Origin of the sequence: Microbacterium sp. MM2322 (assembly GCF_964186585.1) — a bacterium.
Lineage (GTDB): Bacteria > Actinomycetota > Actinomycetes > Actinomycetales > Microbacteriaceae > Microbacterium.
Genome location: NZ_OZ075067.1, coordinates 1,779,078 through 1,797,357, shown reverse-complemented (window position 1 = coordinate 1,797,357; position 18,280 = coordinate 1,779,078). Strand labels below are relative to the sequence as shown.

General features: G+C 67.6%; 14 protein-coding genes. 12 read left to right on the top strand and 2 right to left on the bottom strand.

The window, feature by feature from the left end; genetic code table 11:
* The first annotated feature begins 1 nt into the window (after position 1).
* From ABQ271_RS08825 to gcvP, 4 genes are read left to right on the top strand one after another with little or no spacing between them, the layout of a single operon-like run.
* A complete protein-coding gene (locus ABQ271_RS08825) occupies positions 2-1,366 on the top strand; it encodes an L-serine ammonia-lyase (RefSeq protein WP_349308407.1) in 1,365 nt (454 codons plus the stop codon).
* An 11-nt stretch (positions 1,367-1,377) separates the two neighbouring features.
* Positions 1,378-2,496 (top strand): glycine cleavage system aminomethyltransferase GcvT, encoded by a 1,119-nt coding sequence (gcvT, locus tag ABQ271_RS08820; protein ID WP_349308406.1) that lies wholly within the window; start codon positions 1,378-1,380, stop codon positions 2,494-2,496.
* Positions 2,493-2,873 (top strand): glycine cleavage system protein GcvH, encoded by a 381-nt coding sequence (gene gcvH, locus ABQ271_RS08815; protein WP_349308405.1) that lies wholly within the window; start codon positions 2,493-2,495, stop codon positions 2,871-2,873. The genes gcvT and gcvH overlap by 4 nt, the downstream gene beginning before the upstream one ends.
* Positions 2,870-5,731: an aminomethyl-transferring glycine dehydrogenase gene (gcvP, locus tag ABQ271_RS08810; protein ID WP_349308404.1), complete on the top strand. Its 2,862-nt coding sequence runs from the start codon at positions 2,870-2,872 to the stop codon at positions 5,729-5,731. The genes gcvH and gcvP overlap by 4 nt, the downstream gene beginning before the upstream one ends.
* An 84-nt stretch (positions 5,732-5,815) precedes the next feature.
* On the opposite strand, the gene ABQ271_RS08805 is transcribed toward gcvP, so the two are convergent.
* Both ABQ271_RS08805 and ABQ271_RS08800 read right to left on the bottom strand, forming a co-directional pair.
* Positions 5,816-6,784 (bottom strand): hypothetical protein, encoded by a 969-nt coding sequence (locus tag ABQ271_RS08805; RefSeq protein WP_349308403.1) that lies wholly within the window; start codon positions 6,782-6,784, stop codon positions 5,816-5,818.
* 215 nt (positions 6,785-6,999) lie between these two features.
* The gene (locus tag ABQ271_RS08800) at positions 7,000-7,797 is read right to left on the bottom strand and encodes a CPBP family intramembrane glutamic endopeptidase (protein ID WP_349308402.1); all 798 of its coding nucleotides are present in this window, start codon (positions 7,795-7,797) and stop codon (positions 7,000-7,002) included.
* 196 nt (positions 7,798-7,993) lie between these two features.
* Here ABQ271_RS08800 and ABQ271_RS08795 point away from each other — a divergent pair, with 196 nt between their 5' ends.
* The 8 genes from ABQ271_RS08795 (at position 7,994) to ABQ271_RS08760 (ending at position 18,272) form a co-directional block, all read left to right on the top strand.
* Positions 7,994-9,634 carry an ABC transporter substrate-binding protein gene (locus ABQ271_RS08795; protein WP_349308401.1) on the top strand — a complete coding sequence of 547 codons (1,641 nt, stop codon included), beginning with the start codon at positions 7,994-7,996 and terminating at the stop codon, positions 9,632-9,634.
* A gap of 189 nt (positions 9,635-9,823) precedes the next feature.
* Positions 9,824-10,753: an ABC transporter permease gene (locus ABQ271_RS08790; RefSeq protein ID WP_349308400.1), complete on the top strand. Its 930-nt coding sequence runs from the start codon at positions 9,824-9,826 to the stop codon at positions 10,751-10,753.
* Positions 10,743-11,684 carry an ABC transporter permease gene (locus tag ABQ271_RS08785; RefSeq protein WP_349308399.1) on the top strand — a complete coding sequence of 314 codons (942 nt, stop codon included), beginning with the start codon at positions 10,743-10,745 and terminating at the stop codon, positions 11,682-11,684. The genes ABQ271_RS08790 and ABQ271_RS08785 overlap by 11 nt, the downstream gene beginning before the upstream one ends.
* Complete coding sequence (locus tag ABQ271_RS08780; protein ID WP_349308398.1) at positions 11,681-13,402, top strand: ABC transporter ATP-binding protein; 1,722 nt, start codon at positions 11,681-11,683, stop codon at positions 13,400-13,402. Before ABQ271_RS08785 ends, ABQ271_RS08780 begins: the two co-directional genes overlap by 4 nt.
* Positions 13,399-14,010, top strand: a complete 612-nt coding sequence (locus ABQ271_RS08775) for a hypothetical protein (RefSeq protein ID WP_349308397.1) — start codon at positions 13,399-13,401, stop codon at positions 14,008-14,010. Before ABQ271_RS08780 ends, ABQ271_RS08775 begins: the two co-directional genes overlap by 4 nt.
* Positions 14,011-14,238: 228 nt before the next feature.
* Positions 14,239-15,222 (top strand): ABC transporter permease, encoded by a 984-nt coding sequence (locus ABQ271_RS08770; RefSeq protein WP_349308396.1) that lies wholly within the window; start codon positions 14,239-14,241, stop codon positions 15,220-15,222.
* 1 nt (position 15,223) lies between these two features.
* Positions 15,224-16,150 (top strand): ABC transporter permease, encoded by a 927-nt coding sequence (locus ABQ271_RS08765; protein WP_349308395.1) that lies wholly within the window; start codon positions 15,224-15,226, stop codon positions 16,148-16,150.
* The gene (locus tag ABQ271_RS08760; protein ID WP_349308394.1) at positions 16,143-18,272 is read left to right on the top strand and encodes an ABC transporter ATP-binding protein; all 2,130 of its coding nucleotides are present in this window, start codon (positions 16,143-16,145) and stop codon (positions 18,270-18,272) included. The genes ABQ271_RS08765 and ABQ271_RS08760 overlap by 8 nt, the downstream gene beginning before the upstream one ends.
* The last annotated feature ends 8 nt before the right edge of the window (positions 18,273-18,280 follow it).

The window sequence follows — 18,280 nt, the reverse complement described above, 5'->3', positions numbered from 1 at the left end:
GATGTCTGTGAGCATCGGCGTCTTCGACCTCTTCACCGTGGGCATCGGGCCGTCCAGTTCCCACACGGTGGGACCGATGCGCGCCGCCGCCGACTTCGTCTCGCGGATCGATGCCGATCTCGCGACGCGTGTGCAGGTCGATCTGTACGGTTCGCTCGCAGCGACCGGCCGAGGTCACGGCACGCTGACCGCCGTCCTGCTGGGGCTCGAAGGGCTGCAGCCCGATGAGGTGCTTCCTCCACAGGTCGAGGAGCGCACCGCCGCCATCCGCGATGAGCGTCGGGTCCGGGTGGGCGGGACGGGCGACGTTCCCCTGTGCGAGGACGACGTCATCCTCCACCCGCTCACCATCCTCCCCGGGCACACGAACGCGCTACGCCTGAAGGCGTGGGATGCGGCGGGGGAGCTCCTCGATGACGCCGTCTACTACTCGACCGGCGGGGGCTTCATCGTCCGCGACGGCGAGCAGGCGCAGGCCATTTCCTCCACGCCCGTGCCGTTCCCGTTCGAGACGGCGGCCGAGCTCCTCACCCACTGCGAGCGCGAGGGTGTCTCGATGGCCGAGATCCAGCGTCGGAACGAACGCGCGTCCCGGAGCGACGACGAGATCACCGGCGGCATCCTGCACCTGGCCGACGTCATGGCGGACAGCGTCGCCGCCGGCGCCGCCCGCGAGGGGATGCTGCCGGGCGGCCTGCGGGTGCCCCGTCGCGCACCCGCCTGGCAGGACCGGCTGCGCCGTGACGACCCGCGCGGCGACGACCCCACGTTCTGGCAGGAATGGGTGAACTTCGTGGCGCTGGCCGTCAACGAGGAGAACGCGTCGGGGGGACGGATCGTCACCGCGCCCACGAACGGGGCCGCCGGCATCATCCCGGCGGTGCTGCACTACGCGACCCACTACGCGGCCCGCGGCCGGGCGCGCGAGGAGATCGTCGTGCCCTACCTGCTGACCGCTGCGGCGATCGGCGTCCTCTACAAGGCTCGGGCGTCGATCTCGGGCGCCGAGGTCGGCTGCCAGGGCGAGGTGGGCTCGGCCTCGTCGATGGCGGCGGCTGGCCTCGCGGAGGTCCTCGGCGGGACGCCCCACCAGGTCGAGAACGCGGCGGAGATCGCGATGGAGCACAACCTCGGCCTCACGTGCGATCCCATCGGCGGGCTCGTGCAGATCCCGTGCATCGAACGCAACGCGATCGCGGCGGCGAAGGCGATCAACGCCGCCAAGATGGCGCTGTGGGGCGACGGCACCCATCGTGTCTCCCTCGACGAGGTCATCGTGACCATGCGCGAGACGGGACGCGACATGAGCAGCAAGTACAAGGAGACGGCGCTCGGCGGCCTCGCGGTCAGCGTCGTGGAATGTTGAGCGGAGACGGCATGACCGAGACCACGACCGAGCCGCGGCAGTCGCCGCTGCACGAGCTGCATGAGCGGCTCGGAGCATCCTTCACCGATTTCGGCGGCTGGCTCATGCCGGTCCGCTACACGTCGGACCTCGCCGAGCACCACGCGGTGCGGCAGGCCGCGGGGATCTTCGACATCTCGCACATGGCGGAGTTCCGGATCGAGGGTGCCGGCGCGGCCGACTTCCTCGACCGTGCCCTCGCCGGTCGCATCGGGGCCATGAAGATCGGCAAGGCCAAGTACTCGCTCGTGCTCGCGGCCGATGGCGGGATCGTCGACGACGTCATCGTCTACCGCATCACCGAAGACGAGTTCCTCGTCATCTCCAACGCCGGCAACCGGGCCGACGTCGCGGCGTCCTTCGCCGCGGTCGAGACCGGGGGCGCCCGCATCCAGGACATCACCGACCGGATGTCGCTCATCGCCGTCCAGGGCCCCGCGGCCCGCGGCATCCTCGAGGCCACCGTCGGCGTCGAAGGCGTCGAACCCGCTCTCGCCGACATGACCTACTACTCCTGGGCGCTCGGATCGTTCCAGGAGCGCAGCCTCTTCGTCGCGCGCACCGGGTACACCGGCGAGGACGGCTTCGAGCTGATGGTTCCCAACGAGACCGCCGCCGACCTCTGGCAGGCCGTCACCGACGCCGGCGCCGCGCACGGCCTCGTGCCCGCGGGCCTCGCCGCCCGCGACACCCTCCGCCTGGAGGCGGGGATGCCGCTCTACGGCCACGAGCTCTCGCGCGACATCGTGCCCGCCCAAGCCGGGCTCGGTCGCGTCGTCGCCGCCGACAAGGCCGAGTTCGTCGGCAAGGACGGCCTCGCCGCCCGCGCCACGGCGGACGCCCGCGTCCTCGTGGGGCTCGCGGCGGAGGGCCGTCGCGCCGGCCGCGCCGGCTACGCCGTGCTCTCCGGCGACGACATCGTCGGCGAGATCACCTCGGGAGCCCTCAGCCCGACCCTCGGCCATCCCGTCGCGATGGCCTTCGTCCACCCCTCGGCATCCGCTGAGGGCACCGCCCTGACCATCGACGTCCGGGGGACCCGCATCCCCGCGACCGTCACCGCCCTGCCCTTCTACCGGAGACAGAAATGACCGACCTCACCGCACTCTCGTACACCGCCGAGCACGAGTGGATCGCCTTCGACGGCGATGTCGCCACCGTCGGCATCACCGACTACGCCGCCGAGAAGCTCGGTGACGTCGTCTTCGTCGAGCTCCCCGCCGTCGGCACCACCGTGACCGCGGGCGAGACCTGCGGCGAGATCGAATCCACGAAGTCGGTCGGCGACCTCTACGCCCCGCTCACGGGCGAGGTCGTCGAAATCAACGACGCTGTCGTCGACGACCCGTCGTCGGTCAACGCCGGCGCCTTCGACGCGTGGCTCGTGAAGATCAAGACCGACGGGACACCCGCGGCCGATCTCCTCGACCGTGACGCGTACGTCGCACTGACGGGCGGCGAGGCGTGAGCTCCGCTTTCCGCGACCGCCACATCGGCACCGACTCGGCCGCGCAGGCCGAGATGCTCCGCGTCCTCGGTCGCGGCTCCGTCGAAGAACTGGTGAACACCGCCGTCCCCGACGCCATTCACGTCGCCGAGGGGGAGAGCATCATCCCGCCCGCCGCGACTGAGGCCGAAGCCCTTGCCGAACTCCGCGACCTCGCGGCGCAGAACCGGTCGGCGCGCGCCATGATCGGCCTCGGCTACTACGACACGCTGACCCCCTCGGTCATCCAGCGGAACGTCCTCGAGAATCCGTCCTGGTACACGGCCTACACGCCGTACCAGCCCGAGATCTCGCAGGGTCGCCTCGAAGCGCTCATCAACTTCCAGACGATGGTGACCGACCTCACCGGCCTCGCGACGGCGAACGCCTCGATGCTCGACGAGTCGACCGCCGTCGTCGAGGGGATGCTGGTGGCCCGCCGCGCCTCGAAGTCCGCGTCGAACGTGTTCCTCGTCGACGCCGACGCGCTCCCGCAGACGAAGGCACTGCTGCACCACCGCGCCGCGGCGATCGGGGTCTCCATCCACGAGACCGCCTACGACCAGTCTCCGCCGCCGGCGGACATGGACGTGTTCGGAGCGTTCATCCAATACCCCGGTGCCACCGGACGGGTCTGGGACCCGTCCGAGGTCATCGCCGCCGTGCAGGCGCAGAAGGGTCTCGTCGTCGTCGCTGCGGACCTGCTCGCTCTCACCCTGCTCCGCTCGCCGGGATCGATGGGCGCCGATGTCGCCGTCGGTACGACGCAGCGCTTCGGCGTGCCGATGGGCTTCGGTGGACCGCACGCCGGCTACATGGCCGTCCGCGCCGGTCTCGAGCGTCAGCTCCCCGGCCGCCTGGTCGGAGTGTCGATGGATGCCGCGGGTCACCCCGCGTACCGCCTGTCACTGCAGACCCGTGAGCAGCACATCCGCCGGGAGAAGGCGACGTCCAACATCTGCACCGCCCAGGTGCTGCTGGCCGTCATGGCCGCGATGTACGCCGTCTACCATGGCCCGGACGGGCTGAAGCGGATCGCCGAGGAGACCACCGCCAAGGCGTCGCTCCTGCGGGATTGGCTCGTCGAGTCCGGCACCGAGGTGCTGCACGACGCCTTCTTCGACACGCTCGTCGTGCGCACCCCCGGCCGAGCTGACGACGTCATCGCCAATGCGCGTCGCCGCGGCTACCAGCTGTGGTTCCGCGACAGCGATTCGGTCGGGATCTCCGTCGACGAGACGACGACCGTCGCGGACCTCCAGGCGGTCGCCGCGGTGTTCGGCGTAGAGACCTCGAAGGTGTTCGTGCCGCTCCGCGACCGGAACGCCCACCTGCCCGCGGCGCTCCACCGCACGGACGAGTACCTGACGCATCCGGTGTTCAACACACACCGCTCGGAGACCGCCATGATGCGGTACCTGAAGCAGCTCGCCGACCGCGACTACGCGCTTGACCGCGGCATGATCCCGCTCGGTTCCTGCACGATGAAGCTCAACGCAGCGACCGAGATGGCGGCGGTCTCCTGGCCGGAGTTCGCCCGCGTGCACCCGTTCGCCCCCGCGGACGACGTCGCGGGCTACCTCGTCATGATCGAGCAGCTCGAGGCCTGGCTCGCCGAGGTCACCGGGTACGACGCCGTCTCCCTGCAGCCGAACGCCGGCTCGCAGGGCGAGCTCGCGGGTCTGTTGGCCATCCGCGGGTACCACCACTCCCGCGGCGACGTGCACCGAGACGTCTGCCTCATCCCGTCGTCCGCCCACGGCACCAACGCGGCATCAGCTGTTCTCGCCGGGATGCGGGTCGTCGTCGTCGCGTGCGACGAGGCGGGCAACGTCGACCTCGCGGATCTCCGCGCCAAGGTCGACGCACATGCCGAGAACCTCGCGGCGCTCATGATCACGTACCCGTCGACGCACGGCGTCTACGAGCACGATGTCATGGACATCACGGGCGCGGTCCACGAGGCCGGCGGCCAGGTGTACGTCGACGGCGCGAACCTGAACGCACTGTTGGGCTTCGCTCGGTTCGGGGACCTCGGTGGCGACGTGTCGCACCTGAACCTCCACAAGACCTTCGCGATCCCTCACGGCGGCGGCGGTCCCGGTGTAGGCCCCGTGGCATCGAAGGCGCACCTCGCGCCGTTCCTGCCCTCGCACCCGATGGCGCAGCGCGCCCAGCACGCGGGCGGGTACGTCTTCGACGGCGGACCGGTGTCGGCGGCGCCGTACGGTTCGGCGTCGATCCTGCCGATCTCGTGGGCGTACGTCCGGATGATGGGTGCCGAGGGGCTCCGGCAGGCCACCGCCGCGGCCGTCCTCTCGGCGAACTACGTCGCCCGTCGCCTGGAGGGTCACTACCCCGTGCTGTACGCCGGGGAGGGCGGGCTCGTCGCGCACGAGTGCATCCTCGACCTGCGCCCGCTCAAGGAGGCCACCGGTGTGACGGTCGACGACGTCGCCAAGCGGCTCATCGACTACGGCTTCCACGCCCCGACCATGTCGTTCCCCGTCGCGGGGACGCTCATGGTGGAGCCGACGGAGTCCGAGGACCTCGCCGAGCTCGACCGGTTCGTCGAGGCGATGATCGCGATCCGCGCGGAGGCAGATGCGGTGGCGGCAGGGGAGTGGCCGGCGAACGACAACCCGCTCGTGAACGCGCCGCACTCCGCGGCATCCGTCGTCACGAGCGAGTGGGCGCACCCGTACCCCCGCGAGACGGCCGTGTACCCCGTGCCCGGAATCGTGCGCACCAAGTACTGGCCGCCCGTCCGCCGCATCGACAACGCCTACGGCGACCGCAACCTCGTATGCGCCTGCCCGCCGATCGAGGCCTTCGCCTGAGGGTCGCGTCCCAGCTCCCTCCTCGATAAACGCGATCGGGGACGACACACGTTGCGTCGCCGCGGGTGTCGTCCCGATCGCCGTTTATCGAGGGAGGGGGAGCGAGCGCGGGTTCCGTCGCAGGCTCGCGAGTGCGCTGGTCTGCGGCGAACGGACGATGGGCAGGCCGGCGGTCAGCAGGACCTCGCGAAGGGGCGCGGCGTTCACGGCGTCGCTCCACCCCCAGCGGGCGAACCCGGAGGTGACCCGGCGCAAGCGGTCCTCGCGACGCTTCTCAGCGATGAGCGCCCGCGCCGCGGCTGAGGGGTCCCCCAACGCGTACTTCTCGTAGCCGTCTACCTCGCCGATGATCCCGTGTTCACGCCAGAAGAAGTCGGTGCGATCCGTGCCGCCGCGATAAGGGAAGGATGCCTGTGGCTCCGGTGGCGGGAATCCGAGCCACTCGATCACCGCACGGCTCACCGATTCCGCCGTCGATTCCGACCGTGCGTCGGCGCGCTCCAGAGCCCAGGCGAGCCGGCGCTTGCCGCGGGGGTTCCGCTGTCGGTCGGCGAGCCGGATCAGTTCGTCGAGCGTGACGGGGTCGAACTCTCCGGCGCCCCGAAGCGCGGCATCCATGCTCGCGAGAGCGAACGCAGGCGGGAGGACGCGCCCGAGATCGACGGCGGTGTCAGCTGGTGAGGTCAGGTTGACACCGTCGAGGGTGACGGCCGACCGCGGATCGACACTCGTGTGCACGGCGACATCGCCGAACCTGAGCGACCGCGTTCGGCGCGCGTCGAAGATGTGGATGTCGCGCGGCTCGCCGAAGAGCGGCATCCCGCTCAGCACTGCCGCGGATTCGAGGCAGAACACCGCCTCCGGCCGGACGAGGGCGTACGCGGTGACTCGCAGGCGATACCTTTCCCACGGCGGCAGGGCCCGCCAGCCTGCGCGAGCTGCATAAACTCCGGAACGGACGCGTGTGAGATCGTCGCGGCGGTGCATCCTCCCGCCGTGGAGCGCCTCGTCGGCGACGGTCAGCAGATCGAGCGTGGCGGGGGCATCGGGCATCCCGTCATCTTGGAGAACGCCGGCGTCGATCACGACAGGGAACGCGCTCTCGGGGAGGAGCGTCGGCGTCTCGGCGCTGTGCAGATCTCGTCGTCTGGCTCCCTCTGCGAGAAACGCTCATCACAACCAGACGCGTGGTCGCGCACCGTTTCCCAGACTGGATGCCGTGTGTCGTGTCATCGGCACGCGCCCATGCCGGCAGCCGACGCCGCGGCTCAGCCCGCGGGCGGGCCGAACACCCCCGGCCACCACGCGGCTGCGAGCGGGTACCCCACGAACGCGATGATGTCGATGAGCACGTGCGCGACGACGAGCGGCATCACCCGGCCCCAGCGGGAGTAGACCCAGCCGAACACGACGCCCATCGCCATGTTGCCGACGAGCGGACCGAACCCCTGATACGCGTGGTAGGAACCGCGCAGCGCCGCCGTGGAGAAGATGATCGTCCACGTGTTCCACCCGAGCTGGCGCAGGCGGTCGAAGAGGTAGCCGACCATGATGACCTCTTCGAGGAGACCCGCGCGAAGCGCCGCGAGCAGGAGCAGCGGCACGGTCCACCACGAGGAGTCGAGCGGCGAGGCATCCACTTGCACCGTGATCCCCAGCACGCGTCCCAGAGCGTAGAGGCCCAGCCCGGGGACACCGATGACCACGACCAGCAGGGCGCCCCCGCCGATGTTGCGCCCGAACTTCTCGAAGGTGAGCCCGATCTTCGCGAACCCGGATCGCGCCGGCTCCCACAAGAAGTAGAGGGCGAGTGCGACCGGTGCGAACGCGAAGATCGCCCCGAGAAACTGATCGATGACATCCCACACGGCCGAGGGGGCGGCGCCGGGGTTGAGGGATGTCTGCTGGTCGCCCAGGGGCGCCCGGGTGAGCGCTTCGATGAGCGATAGGACCGAATAGACCGCCGATCGTCCGAGGGAGAGCGCGAGGATGATCGCGATCTCCCACCACAGCCGGGCGCGGCTCGGGGCGGATGGGGTGGCGGGGAGGTCCGTGAACGCTGCCATCCGGTCAGGATCCCACGCGAACATAGGGGACGGATGCCGCGGCGCACGGGAGATCAGACTGCTTCATCAAGAGCTTCCCAAGTAAAGGCTGTGTAACGGTCTTGTGAGGGATTTGTCGCATTGCGCTCAGCCTGCCTAGTGTGCTTGTCATCACGCCTGGGTCGTCATGCATCGACCCGGGCTTTCATTAGGTCTCATGGAGGACACTTTGAAGCGCAACAAGATCGGCGTGGCAGGCCTCGCCCTGCTCGGCGCCACCAGCCTGGTTCTCGCGGGCTGCGCCAGCAGCGGCGGCGACGCCAACACGGACGACAACTCGTCCGGCGGCACCACGACCGAGGTCATCACGACCAACGGCTCTGAGCCCCAGAACCCGCTCATCCCCACCAACACGAACGAGACCGGTGGCGGCAAGGTCGTCGACTCGATCTTCGCGGGCCTCATCTCCTACAAGGCCGACGGCTCCGTCGAGAACGACGCCGCCGAGTCCATCACCACCGACTCGCCCACGCAGCTGACGGTCAAGATCCGCGAGGGCCTGAAGTTCACCAACGACGAAGACGTCACCGCCGACAGCTTCATCAAGGCGTGGAACTACGGTGCGCTCGCATCCAACAAGCAGAACTCGTCGTACTTCTTCGAGGACATCGAGGGCTTCAGCTACGAAAAGGACTCGGAGCTGACCGGTCTGAAGAAGGTCGACGACCTCACCTTCACCATCACGCTCAACAAGCCGGCCTCTGACTTCGCTCAGCGTCTGGGCTACTCGGCCTACGCGCCCCTTCCGTCCGTCGCATTCGACGACATGAAGGCGTTCGGCGAGAACCCGATCGGCAACGGCCCGTACAAGCTGGCGAAGGAAGGCGCGTGGCAGCACAACGTCCGCATCGACCTGGTCGTCAACGAGGACTACGAAGGACCGCGCAAGCCGAAGAACGGTGGCCTGGACATCGTCTTCTACAACAACCCGGACGGTGCCTACACCGACCTCCTGGGCGGCAACCTCGATGTGCTGGACACCATCCCCGACAGCGCTCTGGAGAACTACAAGACCGACCTCGACGATCGCTCGGTCAACCAGCCTGCCGCGATCTTCCAGTCGCTGACGATCCCCGAGTGGCTCGATGGCTTCCAGACCGACGAAGAGGGCAAGCTCCGCCGCGCCGCGATCTCGCACGCCATCAACCGCGAGCAGATCACCGACGTCCTCTTCAAGGGCACCCGCACGCCCGCGAAGGACTTCACGTCGCCGGTCATCGACGGCTGGAGCGACGCGGTCCCCGGCAACGACGTCCTCGAGTACGACCCGGAGCTCGCCAAGGAGCTGTGGGACCAGGCGAACGCCATCAAGCCGTACAGCGGTGAAGACTTCACGATCTCCTACAACGCCGACGGTCCTCACCAGGCCTGGGTGGACGCGGTGTCGAACTCCGTCTCGAAGGTTCTCGGCATCAAGGCCGTGGGCAAGCCGTTCCCGGACTTCGCGACCTACCTCGACGCTCGCGACAACGAGAAGGTCGACGCCTTCCGCTCCGGCTGGCAGGCGGACTACCCGGGTCTGTACAACTTCCTCGGCCCGCTGTACGCAACCGGTGCCGGCTCGAACGACGGCAAGTACTCGGACAAGAAGTTCGACGAGCTGCTCGCCAAGGGCATCAGCGAGACGGACGAGGCTGCGCGCAACGCCACGCTCCTCGAGGCGCAGTCGGTCCTCTTCGAAGACCTCCCCGCCATCCCGCTCTGGTACTCGAACGTCAACGGCGGTTGGGCCGACGGCGTGAAGAACGTTGAGTTCGGCTGGAACTCGGTGCCGCTCTACTACGAGATCACCAAGTAATCTGCCTTCAAGCATCACCTCACACGAGGCGGTGACGGTTACCCGTCACCGCCTCGTGGCGTGACCCGTCCATCTCACCTTTCTCCCAGGAAACGAGGTCGAGGATGGGTTTCTCAGGGGCGCCGCGTTTGCGGGGCCCTTCTTCGTGCGTCAGCACCGATACGTCTTTTCCCTGAAAGGGGGCCGAGGGTGGCCTATTACATCCTCCGACGGATCCTGCAGGTGATCCCCGTGTTCCTCGGGGCGACCCTGCTGATCTATTTCATGGTCTTCGGTTTGCCCGGAGACCCGGTCGCCGCGTTGTTCGGTGACAAGCAGCCGCCTCAGGCTGTCATCGACTCGCTACGCGAGCAGTACAAGCTCAACGAGCCGTTCATCGTGCAATACGCGAACTACCTGGGCGGCATCTTCCGCCTCGACTTCGGGACGACCTTCTCCGGTCAGAGCGTTAATGATGTGCTTGCCCGCACGGTCCCCGTCACGATGCGTCTCGCGATCATGTCCGTAGCGATCGCCTTCGTTCTCGCCCTCGTCATCGGCGCGCTGTCCGCCATCTGGAAGGGCTCGATCTTCGATAACGGCGCCCTCGTCACGGCGCTCATCTTCATCGCCATCCCCATCTTCGTCCTCTGCTTCCTCGCCCAGTACTTCCTCGGCGTTCAGTTGGGATGGTTCCGGCCCACGGTCGGCGGACGCAACGATTGGGGTGACCTGTGGCTCCCCGCGATCGTGCTCGGCCTCAGCGTCTACGCGTCCAGCATGCGTCTGACCCGTGCCTCCATGATCGAGACGCTCGGTCAGGACTGGGTCCGAACGGCCTACTCGAAGGGCCTCTCGCGGCGGCGGGTCATCCCCGTCCACGTCCTCCGCAACTCGATGATCCCGATGGTCACCGACACGGCGACCCAGTTCGGCATCCTGATGGTCGGTGCCACGGTCACCGAAGGCATCTTCAACGTGCCCGGCGTGGGTAACACGCTGTTCACGGCGATCACCCAGCGAGAGACGCCGACCGTGGTCTCCTTCGTCACGATCTTCGTCGTGATCTACGTTCTGGTGAACCTGGTCGTCGACCTTCTCTACGGCCTGCTCGACCCGAGGATTCGCTATGTCAAGTAACTCCGCACACTACGTCGCGCCGACGAACACGGAATCGGTCCCCGTCGATCAGCTCCGCCTCAGCGATAAGAAGAGCAACCTCTGGATCGACGCGTGGCGCGATCTGCGCCGGCGTCCGACCTTCTGGATCTCTGTCCTGCTGTGCGCGATCATCGTCGCCATGGCGGTGGCACCGACGCTCTTCACCTCGGTAGCGCCCTCAGGGGGTGTGTGCACCCTGGACAACAGCAACGGCGATGCCACGGCGGGCCACCCGCTCGGATTCGACCGACAGGGATGCGACATCTGGTCGCGCGTCGTCCACGGCACGCGCACGTCGATGATCGTCGGTGTGATGGCCACTCTGATCTCCACGGTGATCGGTGTCATCATGGGCGCCCTCGCCGGGTTCTACGGCGGATTCCTCGACACGGTGCTCTCGCGCGTGGGTGACGTCTTCTTCACGATCCCCTACATCATCGCGGCCGTCGTCGTCATGTCGGTCCTCGCGGACTACAGGAACGAATTCGTCCTCGCCTTGGCGATCGGTGGATTCTCGTGGGCCAGCACCGCTCGCATCGCCCGAGCCGAAATTCTCCGGGTGAAGCAGTCCGATTACGTGACGGCATCCATCTCGATCGGGCTCTCCCGATTCCGCACCATGGTCACGCACGTCCTGCCCAATGCGATGGCTCCCGTCATCGTCGTCACGACGCTGAGCCTCGGTACGGCGATCGTCGCCGAGTCGACCCTGTCCTTCCTGGGTGTCGGCCTCGGCGGCTCGACCGTGTCGTGGGGTCTGGACATCAGTCAGGCACAGAACCAGATCAGGTCCGCCCCGATGGCGCTGTTCTGGCCGTCGCTCGCGCTCACCGTCTCGGTGCTCGCTTTCATCACCCTCGGCGAGCTCCTCCGCGACGCCGTCGACCCGAGGTCGAGGGCCCAGCGATGAGTGAGAACGAGACCCCCATCAGCCGCGCGAGCCTGCGTGCCAGCCACAAGGAGAGCGCCGTGTCGCAGCCCCTTCTGCAGATCCGTGACCTGAAGGTGTCTTTCGGCACCGGCAAGAAGGTGCGGGAGGTGCTGCACGGCGTCGATCTTGACATCTTCGCCGGCGAGACGGTCGCGATCGTGGGTGAATCCGGATCCGGCAAATCGACCACGGCGGCTGCGGTGATCAACCTGCTCCCGGGTACCGGTGCGGTGACCGGCGGAACGATCACGCTCGACGGCGTCGACCTCATCGGCGCCAGCCGCCGGGACATGGAGACCATCCGTGGTCGCGACATCGGTTACGTCCCGCAGGACCCCATGTCGAATCTCAACCCCGTCTGGTCGATCGGTTTCCAGGTGGAGGAAGCCGTCCGGGCCAACGGGCTGGCATCGAGCCGGAAGCAGGCGCGCGAGCGTGCCATCGAGGTCCTCAAGCAGGCCGGCCTTGCCGACGCCGAGCGTCGCATGCATCAGTTCCCGCACCAGTTCTCGGGTGGCATGCGCCAGCGTGCGCTCATCGGCATCGGGCTTGCAGCGGACCCGAAGCTCCTGATCGCTGACGAGCCGACGAGCGCTCTCGACGTCACGGTGCAGCGCGTCATCCTCGATCACCTCGCGTCGCTCACTCGTGAGAAGGGCACCGCGGTGCTCTTCATCACGCACGACCTGGGGCTCGCGGCGGAGCGGGCCGATCGCATCATCGTGATGAACCAGGGCGAGATCGTCGAGTCCGGGCCGAGCCGCGTCATCCTCGAGGCTCCGCAGCATCCCTACACGCAGCGTCTCGTGGCTGCCGCCCCGAGCCTCGCCTCGCACCGGATCCAGGCGGTTGCCGAACGTCGAGGTGTCGAGCACCGCGAAGACGTCGCCGAGGCGAAGCCCGTCGTCGAGGTCCGTGACCTCACGAAGGACTACAAGATCCGCTCGGGTGGGTTCCGCAGTGAGCCGTTCCGTGCCGTCGACGGCGTTTCCTTCCAGATTCCGCGGGGAAAGACGCTCGCGCTGGTGGGGGAGTCCGGGTCGGGCAAGTCGACGGTGGCCAAAATGGTCCTTCAGCTCGAGAAGCCGACCAGCGGGTCGGTCCTCGTGGACGGTCTGGACACGTCCGACATGACACGCAAGGACGTCTTCGGGCTTCGCAGTCGTATGCAGCCGGTCTTCCAGGATCCGTACGGTTCCCTCGATCCGCTGCGGAGCATCGGCGCCCTCATCGCGGAGCCGCTGCGCGTCCACGGTGTGGGCGACGAGAAGTCGCGCCGCGAGCGCGTGTTCGAGCTCCTCGAGCAGGTGTCGCTGCCGCGGGAGGTCGCGTGGCGGTACCCGAACGAGTTGTCCGGTGGCCAGCGCCAGCGCATCGCCATCGCGCGTGCGCTCGCTCTCAAGCCGTCCATCGTCGTCCTCGACGAGGCTGTCTCGGCTCTCGATGTGCTCGTGCAGGATCAGATCCTGCGTCTGCTCGCCGAGCTTCAGTCCGAGCTCGACCTGACGTATCTCTTCATCACGCACGACCTCGCTGTCGTGCGGGTCGCCGCGGACCTCGTCTGCGTGATGGAGCAGGGGCGCGTCGTCGAGCAGGGGACGGTCGATGAGATCTTCGCATCGCCGACTCAGGAGTACACGCAGCGACTCCTCGCAGCCATCCCCGGTGCGGACATCCCGCTCGGCGGAGAGCGTTGAGCACCGACTCTCGCAACGGTGGGGCGGACCCGGGGCATTCCCGGGCCGCCTCGCCGCGGGTCTTCCGTGCCGCATCCGGCACGGTCGCACTCATCCTGGCATCGCTCGTGACGCTGCTGCTCCTCATCGACGCCGTGGTCCGCGCAGGCTGGGGGGAGATGCTCCTCCTGGCGCCGTGGCTCCTGCTCGTCATGTGGCTCATCTACGTCGGGACCTTCGTCTCGCACGTGGCCATAGACGCCGAGGGCGCTACCGTCCAGAACCTGCTACGCATCGTACGAGTCCCCTGGGGACGCGTGACTGACATCGGCATCCGCTATCAGGTCAGGTTCACCCTTGATGACGGTCGGATCGTCAATGCGTTCGGGGGGCCCGTTGCCGGGCGTCCCGCGCGCCCCGGCCTCAAGGCGGATCAGAACCCCCGTGCCCGAATACCCCCCGCCCTTCGCGATCTGGAGCTCATCCGAGGGCAGTGGGATGCCGCCACCGAAACCGGTTCCGGCGAGGGCGAGGTCGTGCGCCGATGGGATCTCCGCGCTCTCGGCGCGTTGGTCCTCCTGATCGCCTGGGGACTGTGCTCCGTGATCATCAGCGGCGGTTTCGGCTGAGCGTACTGACGGTTTTACGGCGCGTTCACAGTCATTTTGCGAGCAGGTCACGCAATGTTACGTTCATACAAAGAGTTTTCCAGACGGTCTTGTCAGCGTTGATGAGCGAGTTAGGGTCGTTGAGTCCGGATCCGGTTCCGGCGATTCGAACGCAACGCAAGAGCGCGTAAGCCCGAGAAAGAGCACCACCATGTTTGTGCCAGCGACCCGATCGTCCGGGATCTCCCGGTGACGCTGTATGTCCTCCGCCGGTTCGTCAACTACGCGATCCTGAGCCTGATCGCCACCTGCATGGCCTATGTGTTGGCCAGCGCGATCTTCAGGCCGGGCGACGCGTTCTACGGCAGGAACCCCCGACCTCCGCAGGCGTCGATCGACGCCTCCCTCGCTCAGCTCGGCCAGAGCCCGGACGTTCCGGTTGTCGCGCGTCTGTGGCACTGGCTCGTCGGCCTCTTCACGCAGGGGTCGCTCGGCATCACGATCGGCAAGCAGCCGGTCGTCGAGGAGATCATCGCCCGCTCCGGCGCCAGCCTTCGGCTCCTCCTGATCGGTTCGCTCATCGGAGCCGTCCTCGGCGTTCTGCTCGGGGTGTGGGGCGCCGTCCGCCAGTACCGCGCAAGCGACCAGATCGTCACCTACGGCTCATTCCTGATCTTCGCGACGCCGACCTTCGTCGTCGGTGTGCTCTTGATGATCGGCGCGACCGCCCTCAACAACGCTGTCGGCGTGCAGCTCATCACGTTCACAGGGGAGTACAGCGCCGGGATCAGCGGGAGTTGGTGGGATCTGGCCCTCGATCGAGCGATTCATCTCCTGTTGCCGACTCTGGCGCTCATACTCATGAGCGCAGCCAGTTATTCGCGCTACCAGCGCAGCGTCATGCTCGACGTTCTCGGAGCCGACTACATCCGCACCGCCCGGTCGAAGGGACTCGAGCGCGGACCGGCGCTCTTCCGCCACGGCGTGCGCATCGCGCTCATCCCGATGTCGACCTTCTTTGCCTACAGCTTCGGCACACTCGTCGCGGGTTCCGCCATGCTCGAGATCGTGTTCAGCTGGCGCGGCATGGGGCAGTTCCTGCTTCAGGCCGTCAACACGAACGACGTCAACGCGGCAGCGGGAAGCACCCTGTTCGTCGCCATTCTCGTGCTGCTCTCCTCGACGTTTTCGGAGATCATCTACGCCGCCCTCGACCCCCGTGTGAGGAGCTGACATGGTCATCGCTCAGCAAGAAGCCGTCGAGGTGAGCCTCGATGACGAACAGACCATCACCAAGCAGCGCCGTCCGCTCTCCCGGAACGGTCTCGTCTGGCGCCGACTGCGCGGGATGCCGCGGTTCTGGGTCGGCGCCATCGCCTTCGCCGCCGTCGTGCTGCTGTCGATCGTCGGGCCGTTCCTGACGCCGTGGTCGATCACCGATCGCGACGTCTACAACATGGGCATGGGGCCGACGCTCCGCCACTGGTTCGGCACCAACAGCATCGGGCAGGACATCTTCGCCCAGACCATGGCGGGGCTGCAGAAGTCCCTCATCATCGGTCTCGTCGCCGGCATCCTCGGGACGCTGCTCGCTGCCGTCATCGGCTCCGTCGCAGGCTACGTCGGGGGAGTCACCGACAAGGTCATCAGCTGGTTCACCCACCTGCTGCTCGTCGTGCCGTCGTTCTTCATCCTCATCCTTCTGAGCCCGCTGTTCAAAAGCCTCTCCTGGATCGCGCTGACGTTCTTCCTCGCGATCTTCAGCTGGATGGTGATGGCGCAGGTCGTCCGCAACCAGACGCGCTCGCTGCGCAACCGCGACTTCGTGCGGGCCGCACGCTACATGGGTCTGCCGACGCGAAAGATCCTGAGCCGCCACATCCTCCCGAACATCGCGTCCCTGCTCATCATCGACGTGACCCTCGGAATCGTCTCGATGATCATGTCGGAGACGTCGCTGAGCTACTTCGGCTTCGGCGTGCAGAAGCCGGACGTCTCGCTCGGCACCCTGCTTGCCGACGGTACGTCGGCTGCGCTGACACGCCCGTGGCTGTTCGTCTTCCCGGCGGGTGTCCTCATCGTCCTTCTTTTCGCCATCAGTCTCATCGGCGACGCCCTGCGCGATGCGATCGACCCGACCTCGGGGGCCAACCGTGCCTGAATCCCTTCTCTCTTCGCCGCAGTCCCGCCGCACGCCGCTCCTCTCGGTCCGCGACCTCAGCGTCACCTTCCCGCAACGCGGATCGGGCGACGTGCAGGCCGTCCGCGGCATCTCGTACGACGTCCACCCGGGGGAGTTCCTCGGCATCGTCGGCGAGTCCGGCTCCGGCAAGTCCGTGTCGTCCCTCGCCGTCATGGGCCTCCTGCCCACCAACGCGCAGGTGACCGGATCAATCGAATTCGAGGGCAAGTCGCTCCTCGGCATGGACGACAAGAAGCTGTCCCGTATCCGTGGCAAGCAGCTGTCGATGGTCTTCCAGGATCCGCTGTCGGCTCTTACTCCCGTCTACACCGTCGGTGACCAGATCGCCGAGGCACTTCGTCTCCACGATTCGAAGCTGTCGGCTCAGGCTGCGGCCGCTCGCGCGGTCGAGCTGCTGAAGACCGTCGGCATCCCCGATCCCGAGCGGCGCGCCAAGGCGTTCCCGCACGAGTTCTCCGGCGGAATGCGCCAGCGCGCGATGATCGCGATGGCGATCGCGAACGACCCGAAGGTGATCATCGCCGACGAGCCCACGACGGCTCTCGACGTCACGATCCAGGCGCAGATCCTCGAGGTGCTCGAGAAAGCCAAGGACATCACCGGTGCGGCGGTCGTGCTCATCACGCACGACCTCGGTGTCGTCGCGGGTCACGCCGACCGCGTGGGCGTCATGTACGCAGGCAAACTCGTCGAGCTCGGCACGACGGATCAGGTCTTCCACGAGCCGCAGATGCCGTACTCGATCGGGCTGCTGCGTTCGGTTCCCAACATGCTCACGGCGGGAACGCAACGGCTCGTTCCGCTCGAAGGTCGCCCGCCGTCCCTGGCGGCGCTCCCCAAGGGGTGCCCCTTCGCAGCCCGATGCCCCATCGCCGTGGACGCGTGCCGGGACGTCGAGCCCGACCTGGTCGCGCACGATCCCGCCTCGGGACCGGATCACGTCGCCGCGTGCATCCGCGGCGGCGAGATCGCCCGTGGCGAGATCCCGCGCGGCGAGGTCTTCACCGTCGCGGATCCGATCATCGAGGGCGAGCTCGTCGACTCCGGTGCGGCGCCCGTCGTCGAGGTGACGGACCTGCGCCGGCACTTCCCGCTGATGAAGGGTGCGATCTTCCCCCGCCGCGTCGGGACCGTGCGTGCCGTGGACGGCGTGTCGTTCTCGCTGAAGCCGGGCCGCACGATGGGCCTCGTGGGGGAGTCGGGCTGCGGCAAGACGACGACGATCCTCGAGATCATGGAGATGACCGCACCGCAGTCCGGATCCATCAAGATCAACGGCAAGGACGTCGGCACGCTCAGCCCGCGCGAGCGTCATGCGCTCCGTCGCGACGTGCAGATCGTCTTCCAGGATCCGATGGGTGCGATCGATCCGCGCCTGCCGATCAGCGAGGTCATCACCGAGCCCCTGTGGGCGATCGGGACACGCAAGGCCGAGCGCGACAAGCGTGCGCTCGAACTGCTGGACCTCGTCGGGCTCGACCCGTCGATGTCCGACCGCTACCCGCACGAGTTCTCGGGTGGTCAGCGTCAGCGCATCGGCATCGCGCGGGCGCTCGCGACGAATCCGTCGGTCATCGTGCTCGACGAGCCGGTGTCCGCGCTCGACGTGTCCATCCAGGCGGGCGTCATCAACCTGCTCGAGGATCTGAAGGCCCGATTGGGACTGTCGTACCTGTTCGTCGCTCACGACCTCGCCGTCGTGCGCCAGATCGCCGACGACGTCGCGGTGATGTATCTCGGTTCCGTCGTGGAGCAGGGTCCGGTGTCGACGGTATTCGGCAACCCGCAGCACCCTTACACGAAGGCGCTCATCTCCGCGGCTCCCATCCCCGACCCCCGCATCGAGCGCGGTCGCGCGCGGGTGCTCCTGCAGGGGGATCTGCCGAGCCCGACGCAGGAGATCAGCGGATGCCGGTTCCGCACCCGCTGCCCGTTGTACAAACTTCTCGACGAGACGCGCCAGGAGATGTGTCGCTCCGCTGAGCCGGAGCTGACCTCTCACGGCCGCGCGCGCGTCGCCTGCCACCACGTCGAGGACTCGACGCTGGTCGATGAGGTCGCGTTGTCGGCCGCATCCTGAACCCCCTC

Excerpts from the sequence above, each read along its gene's own strand:
- ABQ271_RS08825 (WP_349308407.1), top strand. The coding sequence starts at position 2 with ATGTCTGTGAGCATCGGCGTCTTCGACCTCTTCACCGTGGGCATCGGG.
- gcvT (WP_349308406.1), top strand. The coding sequence starts at position 1,378 with ATGACCGAGACCACGACCGAGCCGCGGCAGTCGCCGCTGCACGAGCTG.
- gcvH (WP_349308405.1), top strand. The coding sequence starts at position 2,493 with ATGACCGACCTCACCGCACTCTCGTACACCGCCGAGCACGAGTGGATC.
- ABQ271_RS08805 (WP_349308403.1), bottom strand. The coding sequence starts at position 6,784 with ATGCCCGATGCCCCCGCCACGCTCGATCTGCTGACCGTCGCCGACGAG.
- ABQ271_RS08800 (WP_349308402.1), bottom strand. The coding sequence starts at position 7,797 with ATGGCAGCGTTCACGGACCTCCCCGCCACCCCATCCGCCCCGAGCCGC.
- ABQ271_RS08795 (WP_349308401.1), top strand. The coding sequence starts at position 7,994 with ATGGAGGACACTTTGAAGCGCAACAAGATCGGCGTGGCAGGCCTCGCC.
- ABQ271_RS08785 (WP_349308399.1), top strand. The coding sequence starts at position 10,743 with ATGTCAAGTAACTCCGCACACTACGTCGCGCCGACGAACACGGAATCG.
- ABQ271_RS08780 (WP_349308398.1), top strand. The coding sequence starts at position 11,681 with ATGAGTGAGAACGAGACCCCCATCAGCCGCGCGAGCCTGCGTGCCAGC.
- ABQ271_RS08765 (WP_349308395.1), top strand. The coding sequence starts at position 15,224 with ATGGTCATCGCTCAGCAAGAAGCCGTCGAGGTGAGCCTCGATGACGAA.